Here is a 12,532-nt window from a genome sequence, read left to right as displayed (position 1 = left end):
GGGCCGTAGCTAAGCTTTAGGGGTGGCTCACTTAGACGTTTCGAACATAGATTATTTCCTCTCCGACGGGCGGCAGCTGCTCAACGCCGTCTCGTTCCGGGTCGGGGAGGGCCACAAGACCGCCCTGATCGGCCCGAACGGCACCGGCAAGACCACGCTCCTGCGCATCATCGCCGGAGACCTGACGGCCGACGAGGGGGCCGTCACCCGGTCGGGGGCGATGGGCATCATGCGCCAGTTCGTGGGTCAGGTGCGCGATGACACGACGGTCCGCGACCTCCTGGTCTCGGCCGCGCCGCCCGCCCTCGCCCGTGCGGCGAAGGCGGTCGACGACGCCGAGCTGGCCATGATGGAAACCGACGATGAGCCCACCCAGATGCGCTACGCGCAGGCGATCGCGGACTGGGGGGACAGCGGCGGCTATGAACTGGAGACCACCTGGGACGAGGTGACGATGGCGGCCCTGGGCATCCCGTTCGACCGCGCGCAGCACCGGGCGGCGTCCTCCCTCTCCGGCGGCGAACAGAAGCGCCTTGTCCTCGAAGCGCTTTTCTCCGGTCCCGACGAACTGCTGCTGCTCGACGAGCCGGACAACTACCTCGACGTGCCAGGGAAGCGCTGGCTCGAGACGAAACTGGCCGAGTCGCGCAAATCGGTGCTCTTCGTCAGCCACGACCGGGAACTGCTGGCCAACGCCGCGACCCGGATCGTCACCCTCGAGCCGGGGGTCCTGGGCGCGTCCGCCTGGACCCACGGTGGGGGCTTCGAAACCTACCTGAAGGCGCGCCAGGACCGCAACGCACGGTTCGAGGAGCTCCGGCGGCGGTGGGACGAGGAGCACGTGAAGCTCAAGGAACTCGTCAACATGTACAAGAACAAGGCCGCGTTCCGCTCCGATATGGCCAACCGGTACCACGCGGCCCAGACCCGGCTCGCGAAGTTCCTCGAGGCGGGCCCGCCGGAGGCCCTTCCGATGGAGCAGAACGTGTCGATGCGCCTCCACGGAGGGCGGACGGCCAAGCGGGCGGTGGTGGCCTCCAAGCTCGAACTGACCGGGTTGATGAAACCGTTCAGCACCGAGATCTGGTTCGGCGACCGGGTCGGGGTCCTGGGCTCCAACGGCTCGGGCAAGTCCCACTTCCTGCGGCTGCTCGCCGGGGGCGGCACGGACCCGGACAAGGAACACCTGCCGGTGTCCGACGTCGAGATCGCCGAGGTGCCGCACGAGGGAACGGTCAAGCTCGGGGCACGGATCCGCCCCGGGTTCTTCGCCCAGACCCATTCGCGTCCGGACCTGCTCGGCCGGACCCTGCTCGACATCCTCCACCGGGGCGACGAGCACCGCTCGGGTCTGGGCCGGGAGGCGGCGTCGGCCGTCCTGGACCGGTACGGCCTGGCCGGACAGGCGGAGCAGCAGTACGACTCGCTCTCGGGCGGGCAGCAGGCCCGCCTGCAGATCCTGCTGCTCGAACTCTCCGGCGCGACCCTGCTGCTGCTCGACGAGCCCACCGACAACCTCGACCTGCACTCGGCCGAAGCGCTCGAACACGCCATCGACGCCTTCGAGGGAACGGTGCTCGCGGTCACGCACGACCGGTGGTTCGCCCGCAGCTTCGACCGGTTCCTGGTGTTCGGCTCCGACGGCAAGGTCTATGAGACCAAGGAACCCGTGTGGGACGAGGCGCGGGTGGTGCGGGCCCGCTGAGCCCGCTCAGGGGGACGCCGGCGGCTCCGGGAAGGAGCGGGTCTTCGTGGGGTTCCCCCCGGCGTCGTAGGTGCGCCACTGCCCGATCTTCCTTCCGTCGAGGTAGGCTCCCTCGTCCAGGAGCTTCCCGGTGGAGTGGTACCGCCTCCACGGGCCCTGCTGCAGCCCCGCGCTGAACGCGCCGTGCTGGAGCAGGCCGCCGGTCTCGCGGTGCCAGACGCACTCGCCGTCGAGTTCGCCGTCCACATAGCCGACCTCGGCCTTGAGGCGGCCGTTGCGGAAATAGAACCTCCACGGCCCGTGGCGCCGGCCCTCGCGGTATGCGCCTTCGCCGGACAGCCCACCGCCGGCGAAGCGCTCCTGCCAGTGCCCGGTCTTCCTGCCGTCGCCGTCGATCCGGTTCGCCTCATCGTCCATGCTGACAGGGTACGGGCGGACCGGTTTGAAAGGCACTCAGGCGCACGGCTACGGTGGCAGGGTGAACCCCCACCTGAAGTCCGCCGTCTGGGCCACCTTCGCCATCTTCGGGCTCAACGGCCTGGTCTTCGCGAGCTGGGCCGCGCGGATTCCCGCAGCGTCCGCGGCGCTCGGGCTGAGCTCGGGCCAGATCGGGGCGCTGCTGCTGGTGGGAGCGGTCGGCTCGGTCCTGTCGCTGCCCCTCGCCGGTGCCGTCTCGGCGCGCGTCGGCACGGCGAACACCGTGCGGGTCGGAGGTGCGGCCGCGGCGCTCGCCGCCGCCACCGTCGCCGCCGGCCTGCAGCTGCAGTCGGTCCCGCTGACCGGGGTGGGGCTGTTCCTCTTCGGCTCCGGCGTGGCGCTGTGGGATGTCGCCCAGAACATCGAGGGCGCCGACGTCGAACGCCGGCTGCGGCGCACCATCATGCCGCGCTTCCATGCCGCCTTCAGCGGCGGCGCCTTCCTCGGGGCGCTGCTGGGCGCCGGCCTCGCCGCGGTGGACATCGACCTGCCGGCACACCTGGTGGCGATCGCCGTCCTGTCCCTCGCCGTGTCGCTGTGGATCCCCCGGTACTTCCTGCCCGTGAGCGCCCCGGGGCACACCGCCCCCGCCCCCGCGGCGGGCGGCAGGTTCTCCGCCTGGCGGGAGCCGCGCACCCTGCTGATCGGACTCGTTGTCCTCGGCGCCGCCCTCACCGAGGGTGCCGCCAATGACTGGGTTGCCAAGGCCACCGTCGACGGGCTCGGCAGCAGCGAAAGCACCGGGGCTCTCATGTTCGCCGTATTCGTCGCCGCCATGACGATCCTGCGCTTCGTCGGCGGAGGCTTCATCGACCGGTACGGGCGGGTCCGGGTGCTGCAGACAAGCCTCGGTGCCTCGCTCGCGGGTCTCCTCCTGTTCGTGTTCGCCCCCAACGTGCTCCTGGCCGCGGTCGGAGCGGTCCTCTGGGGAGCCGGCGCCGCCCTCGGGTTCCCGATGGGCATGTCCGCGGCGGCCGACGACCCGCGGCACGCCGCCCTGCGGGTCTCCGTTGTCTCCACCATCGGCTACACGGCCTTCCTCGCCGGCCCGCCCCTGCTGGGCTTCCTCGGGGACCTCGTGGGCATCCGGACCGCGCTGCTGGCCGTCGGCGCCGCCGTGCTGGCCTCCTTCATCGTCGCCCCGGCCGCCCGCGAGCGGCACGACGAGGAACAGACGGCAATATTGGATAAGGACAGAACCTGACCTGAATGGCCCGGGACTGGGGGAGGCCGCGCCTAAGCTTTTCCGCATGACAATGATTGAGGCCTCCGGTCTGAAGAAGACCTACCGCTCGAAGAGCGGTCCGGTCCATGCCCTTGCCGGGATGGACCTATCCGTGCCCCGCGGCACAGTGAAGGCGCTGCTCGGCCCCAACGGCGCCGGGAAGACCACTGTGGTCAAGGTGCTGACCACCCTGATCCGGCCCACCGAGGGCACCGCCTACGTGGACGGCATCGACGTCCTCACCAACCCCAAGGCCGCGCGCCGCATCATCGGGGTCTCCGGCCAGTACGCGGCCGTCGATGAGAACCTCACCGGGTTCGAAAACCTCGAAATGGTGGGCCGGCTCTACCACCTGGGCGCCCGGGAGGCCAATCGCCGGGCGCAGGAGCTGATCGAGCAGTTCGAACTCACCGAGGCGGGCAACCGGCCGGTGAAGGGTTTCTCGGGCGGCATGCGCCGCCGGATCGACCTCGCCGGAGCGCTGGTGATCAACCCCAAGGTGCTCTTCCTCGACGAGCCCACCACGGGCCTCGATCCGCGCAGCCGCCTTTCCCTCTGGGGAATCATCAAGAACCTGGTCAACGACGGCACGACGCTGCTGCTCACCACCCAGTACCTGGAGGAAGCCGATCAGCTCTCCGACGACATCGCCGTGATCGACGGCGGGCGCGTCATCGCGGAGGGCACGGCCGACGAGCTCAAGGCGCAGATCGGCGGCCACCGGGTGGTCGTCACCCTCGTGGACCCCGCCGACGGCGGCGCCGCCCTTGAGGTGCTCGGCCGCCACGGCGACGGCGAGGCCACCGTGGGCACCGACGGGCGCACCGTGGAGGTGGGCGTCATCAACGGACCGCGCGCCCTCCAGTACGTCCTGGGCGACCTCGGACAGGCGGGGGTCGAACTCCACGACGCCGGCATGCGGCGTCCCAGCCTCGATGACGTCTTCCTCAAGCTCACGGGCCGGCACGCCGAAAAAACCGACGAGAACGTCCCAGCTGAGAAGGAGAACGCGAAATGAGCGTCCTGGCCCCCGAAAACCGGCAGGCCCCCACCTCGCCGGCCCCCAGTGCCGCCTCGATGTGGCTCTCCGACGGTTGGACGGTCACCAAGCGGAACCTGACGAAGCTGAAGCGGTCTCCGGACATGCTCGTCTTCGCCGTCCTGCAGCCGATCATGTTCGTCCTGCTGTTCAGCCAGATTTACGGCGGATCGATCCAGGTCGAAGGCACCGACTACACCCAGTACCTCATGGCCGGAATCTTCGCCCAGACCGTGATCTTCGGCTCGACCTTCTCCGGTTCGGCGATGGCCCAGGACCTCAAGGATGGAATCATCGACCGCTTCCGGACCCTGCCGATGAGCCCCTCGGCGGTCCTCATCGGGCGGACGAACAGCGACCTGGTGCTCAACGGCATCTCGGTCCTGATCATGATGGCGACCGGTTTCGTCGTGGGCTGGCGCGTGAACGCCTCAATCTTGAGTTTCGTGGCGGGCATCGGCCTGCTGCTGCTGTTCTCCTACGCGTTCAGCTGGGTCATGGCGCTGCTGGGCATGAGCGTGAAGTCGCCGGAAGTCATCAACAACGCCTCGTTCATGATCCTGTTTCCCCTGACCTTCATCTCCAATGCGTTCGTCCAGAGCCAGACCCTTCCGGCTCCGCTTGAGGCGTTCGCCAACTGGAACCCGGTCTCCGCGCTGGTCCAGGCGGCGAGGGAGCTCTTCGGCAATGTCGGTTCGGTTCCCGCCCCCGACGCCTGGCCCATGCAGAACGCGGTGCCGACGGTCCTGATCGGGGCGATCCTGATGCTGCTGATCTTCGTCCCGCTGTGCATCCGGAAGTTCGCTTCGATCAGCACCCGCTGACCCCTTCCGCAGGGACCCGGCCGGGCGGACCTCGTCCCGCCTGGCCGGATCCGGCGTCCTCCCCGGTTAGGGTGGCACCGGAGGTCCGTACCCGCCCACGCGCCAACCATCCGGCAACCGAAGGAAATACCCATGATCGAGGCCCAGGGCCTGTTCAAACGCTACGGTGACAAGACGGCCGTCAACGGCATCTCCTTCACCGTCCAGCCCGGTAAGGTCACAGGCTTCCTTGGCCCGAACGGTGCCGGCAAATCCACAACGATGCGCATGATTGTCGGCCTCGACACGCCGAGTGCCGGAACCGTGAGCGTCAACGGACGCCGGTACGCCGAACACCGTGCCCCGCTGCGGGAGGTGGGGGCGCTGCTGGAGGCGAAGGCGTTCCACACCAAGCGCAGCGCCTACAACCACCTCCGGGCCATGGCCGCCACCCACGGCATCCCCAACAGCAGGGTGCGCGAGGTCATCGAGATGACCGGACTCGGGCCTGTCGCGAAGAAACGGGTCGGCGCCTTCTCCATGGGCATGGGCCAGCGCCTCGGCATCGCCGTCGCGCTGCTCGGAGACCCGCACACGGTCATCCTCGACGAGCCCGTCAACGGGCTGGATCCCGAGGGTGTCCAGTGGGTCCGCCATCTGGCCCGGGGCCTCGCCGCTGAAGGGCGGACCGTCTTCCTGTCCTCCCACCTGATGTCCGAGATGGCGATGACGGCGGACCACCTCATCGTGATCGGCCGTGGCCGGATCATCGCCGATGCCCCGGTCTCGGAGATCCTCGCCGGCAGGGGACAGCTGCGAACCCGCGTCCGCACCGACCGTCCGTCCGACCTGCTGGCCGCGCTCGCAGGGGATGGAGCGACCTCGGATTTCCTTGAGCCGGACGTCCTCGAAATCACCGGCCCGGATCCGCGGCGGATCGCCGAAGCGGCGCTCCGCCACCAGGTGCTCGTGTACGAACTGACCCCGCTGCAGGCCTCCCTCGAAGAGGCGTACATGGAGCTCACCGCCTCGGAAGTCGAGTATGTTTCGCACGACCTGCCGCCGGGCGACAAGGCCCTGGGCGTTCCGGAAGGGAACCGATCATGAGCACTTCGACTTCCACCCCGGCCGCGCCGGCCGCCGCAGGGCCCGACCGCAGGAACGGGCCCCACCTCAGCTTCGCGCGGGTCCTGAAATCCGAATGGATCAAGGTCACCACGGTGCCCTCGACGGTGATCCTCCTCGCGAGCACCCTCGTCGTCATGGTGGGCCTGGCCGCCCTGTTCGCCTGGTCCCTGCAGACCGGCCAGGCCCAGCTCGACTCGGGCGGACCGGCCCCGCAGATGGGCCCGCCGGGGGAGCCGCTGCCGGACTTCGGCGACCTCGCCCGTGGCGCACCCTCATCGGGCGTCATCTTCGGGCAGCTCCTCATCGCCTCCCTCGCCGTGGTGCTCATCGCCTCGGAGTGGGCCACCGGGATGATCCGGTCGACGATGGTGGCCGTGCCCAAGCGGGTGCCGGCCCTGCTGGCCAAGAACGCCATCGCCGCCGTCGTATCGTTCCTCGTCGGGGCCGCGGCCGCACTCCTTTCCTATCTTGTGGCCCAGCCCATCCTGGCCGTCGAGGACCTCGACTTCGCGATCTCCGATGACAGGATCGTGGCCAGCATCCTCAACACCGGCACGTACCTTGCGTTCATTGCCGTGATCTCCATGGGAATCGGCACGCTGCTGCGCAATACGGCAGGCGGGGTGGTGACGGCCGTCGGGCTGTTCTTCGTCCTTCCGGTGATCGTGGTGAACCTGATCTCCGGGCTCGCCGACTGGATTCCGGACGCCGCGCGCTTCCTGCCGACCAACGCCGGGGAACGCCTCGTCGCCGTGGCAGCCGAGGAAGGTGCCCTGACCCAGTGGGAAGGCGGCCTCGTGATGGCGGCCTGGGCGGTCGTCCTGCTGATCGCTTCGCTCCTGGTGACCCGCAGACGCGATATCTGACCCCGGGGGCGGGGGAGGCCGGGCCGGCCGTCCCCGCCTCCTTCGGGTGCCCGCTGTTCCCGATTCCGGGCCCGGCACGCGGAGCCGGGCACCGATCTGGTTGAATCGAAGCATGTCGGATGCACGAACCCATATCGAAGACCTCGGCGCGTATGTCAGCGCCTCCCCTTCCAGCTTCCATGCCGCAGCCGAGGGCGGCCGGCGGCTCGAAGCCGCCGGTTTCGTCCGCCTGCGGGAGGAGGAGGTCTTCCCCGCGGAGCCGGGCAGCTACTTCGTGATCCGCGACGGCGCGCTGATCGCCTGGCTCGTCCCCGGCGACGCGACGGCCACCACCGGCTTCTCGATCCTGGGCGCGCACACCGATTCGCCGTCGTTCAAGCTCAAGCCGAAGCCCACCACCGGACGGTACGGATGGCTGCAGGCAGGCGTTGAGGTGTACGGCGGGCCGCTGCTGAATTCCTGGCTGGACCGCGAGCTCACGCTCGCCGGCCGCCTGGTGACCCGCGACGGCACCGAGCACCTCGTCGACACCGGCCCCCTCCTGCGCTTCCCGCAGCTGGCCATCCACCTCGACCGCGCCGTCAACGACGGGCTGACCCTGGACAAGCAGCACCACATGAACCCCGTGTGGGGGCTCGGGGAGGTGCGGGAGGCGGACCTGCTGGGCCTGGTGGCCGCGGCGGCGGGGATCGACCCGGGGCACATCGGCGGATTCGACCTTGTCGCCGCCGATACCCAGGCACCGCGGATATTCGGCGCCGATGGGGCCTTCTTCGCCTCCGGCCGGCTTGACAACCTCACCTCGGTGCACGCCGGGCTCACCGCACTGCTCGGCGCGGCGTCCGCCGACGGGCCCGGACGGCCCATCGCCGTGCTCGCCGCCTTCGACCATGAGGAGGTCGGAAGCGCCTCCCGCTCCGGGGCGAGCGGACCGTTCCTCGAAGACATCCTGCTGCGCATCTCCGGCGGGCTGGGTGCCGGACTCGAGGACCGGCTGCGGGCCCTGGCGGCCTCCTTCTGCATCTCCGCGGACGCCGGCCACGCCGTCCACCCGAACTACGCCGAACGCCACGACCCGGCCAACCACCCGGTGCTGGGCGGCGGGCCGCTCCTGAAGATCAATGCCAACCAGCGGTACACCACGGACGCCCACGGCGCCGCCCACTGGGCGGCTCTGTGCGGCGAGGCCGGGGTGCCGTACCAGGAGTTCGTCTCGAACAACTCCGTTCCGTGCGGTTCGACGATCGGGCCGCTGACCGCCACGCGGCTCGGCATCCGGACCGTCGACGTCGGAACACCCCTGCTGTCCATGCACTCGGCGCGCGAGATGTGCGGGGTCGAGGACCCCGGACGGCTCGCCCGCGTCGTCTCCCGGTTCTTCATCCGCCCCGCCGCAGCGTCCTGACCGGCGTGCCGGGCGGCCGGCGTTCCACCGACGGCGCAAAGTCCGGTAGTATTGGCAAGTCTGTGCTGATTCCGGTGGCCGGGAAATCCCGTCCGCAGCGGCCAGGCCAACGCTAAAGAACCTCCTGTTACGGAAAGACCGTGACCGTTTAGCCCAAAGGAGGTGGGTTCACACATGCGTGCATATGAATTGATGGTAATCATCGACCCCGACGTCGAGGAACGTACCGTCGAACCAACACTCGAGAAGTTCCTGAATGTCGTCCGCAACGGCGGCGGCACCGTGGACAAGGTGGATATCTGGGGACGCCGGCGCCTCGCCTACGAAATCCAGAAGAAGGCCGAAGGCATCTACGCCGTCGTCAACTTCACCGCTACCCCTGCCGTGGCAGCCGAACTTGACCGCCAGCTTGGTCTCAACGAGACCATCATGCGCACCAAGATCATCCGCCCCGAAGAGCAGAAGGTCACGGCCGAGTAGTTCGGCCCCTTCACCTCGAACTTTTCCCGCCCCGGCGGGACGTGACCCAAGGAGGCACCATGGCAGGCGAAACCACAATCACGGTCGTAGGCAATCTGACCAACGACCCCGAGCTTCGTTTTACGCCGTCCGGCTCGGCGGTGGCGAATTTCACCATCGCGTCGACGCCGCGGACCTTCGACCGCCAGACCAACGAATGGAAGGACGGCGAAACGCTGTTCCTCCGTGCCTCGGTCTGGCGCGAAGCTGCCGAGAACGTTGCGGAGACCCTCACCAAGGGGACCCGCGTCGTTGCCCAGGGCCGACTCAAGTCACGTTCGTACGAGACCAAAGAGGGCGAAAAGCGCACCGTCATGGAGCTTGAGGTGGACGAAATCGGTCCCTCCCTGCGCTATGCGTCGGCGAAGATCAGCCGTACCCAGCGCTCAGGCGGCGGTGGCGGCGGATTCGGCGGCAACAGCGGTGGCGGATTCGGCGGCAACGCCGGCGGCTCCAACTGGGGCGGCGGCCAGCAGGCCCAGCAGCCGGCGGACGACCCCTGGGGCGCTCCCGCCGGCGGCGGCTCCCAGGGGTGGGGCAACGGCCCGGATTCCTCCGAACCTCCCTTCTAGGCTCTCCCGAAGTCAGGGCCCGCTCCGTCCCGGAGCCCCTGACTCTAAAGATTTACCCGCACATCCCATCCCGCAGAACAGTTCTGCGGGCTCCAATAGATCAAAGGAGCACCACGATGGCTAAGGCTGAACTCCGTAAGCCCAAACCAAAGTCCAACCCCCTGAAGGCCGCTGACGTCACTGTCATCGACTACAAGGACGTAGCCCTGCTGCGTAAGTTCATTTCCGACCGCGGAAAGATCCGCGCCCGCCGTGTCACCGGTGTCACCGTCCAGGAGCAGCGAAAGATCGCCCAGGCAATCAAGAACGCCCGCGAAGTTGCACTCCTGCCCTACTCCGGCGCCGGCCGCGGCTAAGGGAAAGGAACCTTTTCATGGCAAAGCTCATTCTGACCCAGGAAGTAACCGGCCTCGGTGCCGCAGGGGACGTCGTCGAGGTGAAGAACGGTTACGCACGTAACTACCTTCTGCCCCGCGGCTTCGCCCTGACGTGGACCAAGGGCGGCGAGAAGCAGGTCGAGTCGATCAAGGCCGCCCGCTCCGCCCGCGAGCACGCCTCACTCGAGGATGCCCAGAAGCAGGCGGCGGCCCTGTCGGCCAAGCCGGTCAAGCTCACGGTCAAGGCGGGCGACTCCGGCCGCCTGTTCGGCACCGTCAAGGCCGATGACGTCGCCAAGGCCGTCGAGGCCGCCGGTCTCGGCAGCATCGATCGGCGCAAGGTGGAACTGCCGGCCCACATCAAGTCGGTCGGCTCCTACCAGGCGAACGTCCGTCTCCACGAGGACGTCGCTGCAGTGATCGATCTGGACGTCGTCGCGGGTTAATTCCGCCAATCCAGCAGTATCTTCGAAGGGACCCCCGCCGCCGGCGGGGGTCCCTTCGCCGTTAACTCCCGGTCGCCACGGGGCCGGATGCATGCCTGCCGCGTGATCGACACGCCAGCCGCCGGGGTTGCTCCATCCCGCTCCGGCTATGGCTTCCCCCTCCAGCCCCGGGCGGCTGCGCAGGATGGCGTTCCAGGCGCCGGGGGTGTGCCCGCCGCGACCCCCAAAGGGGGTATGTCAACATGCAACCTGTGGATGAAGGTTCGGCCCAAATTACTTTTCCTCCACACCCACTGGATAAAGTTTTCCCAAGTCAGAGGCGGTTTTCGCCGCAAACTATTTTGTTGTCCACAGGCTTCTCCACATCCTGTGCACAAGACACGCCGCGTAGTCCACAAGTAATCCACAGGGCCTGTGGGGAGCGCGCTTGGTGCGGTGTCCGGCGGGGGCTAGCGTTGCGGAGGATCCCTCACGAATGGGAGTGCCGGGTGATACATCTTCAGTAACCGACCCCGGCCCAGCCGGTCAGCCAGAGGGCTGGCGGGCTGCCGAGGGGAGAGCTTAACGGAAGAAGGCGGCACCAGTGTCCTTGGCACATGCAGACTCATCACAGGACACCCGCTCGCCCGAATTCGCCCGGACACCGCCGCAGGACCTGGTGGCGGAGCAGTCGGTGCTCGGCGGGATGATGCTCTCCAAGGACGCCATCGCGGACTGCGTCGAGGTGCTGCGCGGCATCGATTTCTACCGGCCCGCCCACGAGAGCATCTATGAGGCGATCATCGACCTCTACGGCCGGGGTGAGCCGGCGGATGCGGTGACTGTCTCGGATGAGCTCACGAAACGCGGCGAGATCTCGCGCATCGGCGGACCTGCCTACCTCCACACCCTCATCCAGTCGGTCCCCACGGCCGCCAATGCCGGTTTTTACGCCGAGATCGTGCGTGAGCGGGCCGTCCTGCGCCGCCTCGTCGACGCCGGCACCAAGATCGTGCAACTCGGCTACTCCAACGACGGCGAGGTCGACGACATCGTCAATGCGGCCCAGGCCGAGGTGTACGCCGTAGCCGAGCGCCGGACGGCCGAGGACTACGTCGCCCTGAAGGACATCATCGAAGGCACCGTCGACGAGATCGAATCGGCCGGCCACCGCGGCGAGGGAATGACCGGGGTGCCGACAGGCTTCTACGAGCTTGACGAACTGACGCAGGGCCTGCATGGCGGCCAGATGATCGTTGTGGCGGCCCGTCCCGCCATGGGCAAGTCGACGTTCGCCCTGGACTGGGCGCGCTCGGCCGCGATTAAGCACAACCTCACCACGGTCTTCTTCTCCCTCGAAATGGGCCGCAACGAGATCGCCATGCGACTGCTCTCCGCCGAGGCGACCATCGGGCTCCAGGACCTCCGCAAGGGAACCATCAAGGATGAGCAGTGGGGCAAGATCGCCACGACGATGGGCCGCATGAACGACGCGCCGCTGTTCATCGACGACAGCCCCAATATGTCCCTGATGGAGATCCGAGCCAAGTGCCGGCGCCTGAAGCAGCGGCACGACCTCAAGCTCGTCGTCCTCGACTACCTTCAGCTGATGTCCTCGGGGAAGCGCGTGGAGTCACGGCAGCAGGAGGTCTCGGAGTTCTCGCGTGCGCTGAAGCTGCTGGCCAAGGAGCTCAACGTCCCGGTGGTGGCCCTGTCCCAGCTGAACCGCGGGTCCGAGCAGAGGACCGACAAACGCCCCCAGGTCTCCGACCTCCGCGAGTCCGGGTCGATCGAGCAGGATGCCGACATGGTGATCCTGCTGCACCGCGACGACGTGTACGACAAGGAGTCCCCGCGCGCCGGCGAGGCCGACGTCATTGTGGCCAAGCATCGTAATGGCCCTACGAAGACGATTGTGGTCGGCTTCCAGGGCCATTACTCGCGGTTCAACAATATGGCGGCGGATGGGGGAGGGTTCTAGGCTTCTCCCC

13 protein-coding genes are annotated in these 12,532 nt (G+C 68.1%); 12 read left to right on the top strand and 1 reads right to left on the bottom strand.

Annotated elements, in window-relative coordinates:
• Nucleotides 1–22: 22 nt before the first annotated feature.
• Entirely contained in the window at nt 23–1,705 is a 1,683-nt protein-coding gene (locus ACX80W_RS07010; RefSeq protein WP_459281723.1) for an ABC-F family ATP-binding cassette domain-containing protein, read from the top strand.
• A gap of 6 nt (nt 1,706–1,711) precedes the next feature.
• On the opposite strand, the gene ACX80W_RS07005 is transcribed toward ACX80W_RS07010, so the two are convergent.
• Nucleotides 1,712–2,122 carry a toxin-antitoxin system YwqK family antitoxin gene (locus tag ACX80W_RS07005; RefSeq protein ID WP_459281721.1) on the bottom strand — a complete coding sequence of 137 codons (411 nt, stop codon included), beginning with the start codon at nt 2,120–2,122 and terminating at the stop codon, nt 1,712–1,714.
• Here ACX80W_RS07005 and ACX80W_RS07000 point away from each other — a divergent pair.
• The 11 genes from ACX80W_RS07000 (at nt 2,121) to dnaB (ending at nt 12,522) form a co-directional block, all read left to right on the top strand.
• Nucleotides 2,121–3,386 carry an MFS transporter gene (locus ACX80W_RS07000; protein ID WP_459281719.1) on the top strand — a complete coding sequence of 422 codons (1,266 nt, stop codon included), beginning with the start codon at nt 2,121–2,123 and terminating at the stop codon, nt 3,384–3,386. The genes ACX80W_RS07005 and ACX80W_RS07000 overlap by 2 nt on opposite strands.
• A gap of 46 nt (nt 3,387–3,432) precedes the next feature.
• Entirely contained in the window at nt 3,433–4,425 is a 993-nt protein-coding gene (locus tag ACX80W_RS06995; RefSeq protein WP_459281717.1) for an efflux ABC transporter ATPase subunit, DrrA-related, read from the top strand.
• The gene (locus ACX80W_RS06990; RefSeq protein ID WP_459281715.1) at nt 4,422–5,270 is read left to right on the top strand and encodes an ABC transporter permease; all 849 of its coding nucleotides are present in this window, start codon (nt 4,422–4,424) and stop codon (nt 5,268–5,270) included. Before ACX80W_RS06995 ends, ACX80W_RS06990 begins: the two co-directional genes overlap by 4 nt.
• 132 nt (nt 5,271–5,402) lie before the next feature.
• Entirely contained in the window at nt 5,403–6,356 is a 954-nt protein-coding gene (locus ACX80W_RS06985) for an ABC transporter ATP-binding protein (protein ID WP_459281713.1), read from the top strand.
• Nucleotides 6,353–7,243, top strand: coding sequence for an ABC-2 transporter permease (locus ACX80W_RS06980; protein ID WP_459281711.1), 891 nt, complete (start codon nt 6,353–6,355; stop codon nt 7,241–7,243). The genes ACX80W_RS06985 and ACX80W_RS06980 overlap by 4 nt, the downstream gene beginning before the upstream one ends.
• A 112-nt stretch (nt 7,244–7,355) precedes the next feature.
• A complete protein-coding gene (locus ACX80W_RS06975) occupies nt 7,356–8,648 on the top strand; it encodes a M18 family aminopeptidase (RefSeq protein WP_459281709.1) in 1,293 nt (430 codons plus the stop codon).
• A gap of 174 nt (nt 8,649–8,822) precedes the next feature.
• Nucleotides 8,823–9,128 carry a 30S ribosomal protein S6 gene (gene rpsF / locus ACX80W_RS06970; protein ID WP_120165970.1) on the top strand — a complete coding sequence of 102 codons (306 nt, stop codon included), beginning with the start codon at nt 8,823–8,825 and terminating at the stop codon, nt 9,126–9,128.
• Nucleotides 9,129–9,187: 59 nt separating this feature from the next.
• Nucleotides 9,188–9,739, top strand: a complete 552-nt coding sequence (locus ACX80W_RS06965; protein ID WP_459281707.1) for a single-stranded DNA-binding protein — start codon at nt 9,188–9,190, stop codon at nt 9,737–9,739.
• 116 nt (nt 9,740–9,855) lie between these two features.
• Nucleotides 9,856–10,095, top strand: a complete 240-nt coding sequence (gene rpsR, locus ACX80W_RS06960; protein WP_005273147.1) for a 30S ribosomal protein S18 — start codon at nt 9,856–9,858, stop codon at nt 10,093–10,095.
• Nucleotides 10,096–10,112: 17 nt separating this feature from the next.
• Nucleotides 10,113–10,562: a 50S ribosomal protein L9 gene (gene rplI / locus ACX80W_RS06955; RefSeq protein WP_459281705.1), complete on the top strand. Its 450-nt coding sequence runs from the start codon at nt 10,113–10,115 to the stop codon at nt 10,560–10,562.
• A 583-nt stretch (nt 10,563–11,145) separates the two neighbouring features.
• Nucleotides 11,146–12,522, top strand: a complete 1,377-nt coding sequence (dnaB, locus tag ACX80W_RS06950) for a replicative DNA helicase (RefSeq protein WP_133404248.1) — start codon at nt 11,146–11,148, stop codon at nt 12,520–12,522.
• The last annotated feature ends 10 nt before the right edge of the window (nt 12,523–12,532 follow it).

The sequence above is a fragment of the Arthrobacter melezitosi genome, from assembly GCF_054511055.1.
The sequence above is the reverse complement of the archived record's forward strand: the minus strand, read 5'-3'. Positions and strand labels throughout refer to the sequence as shown.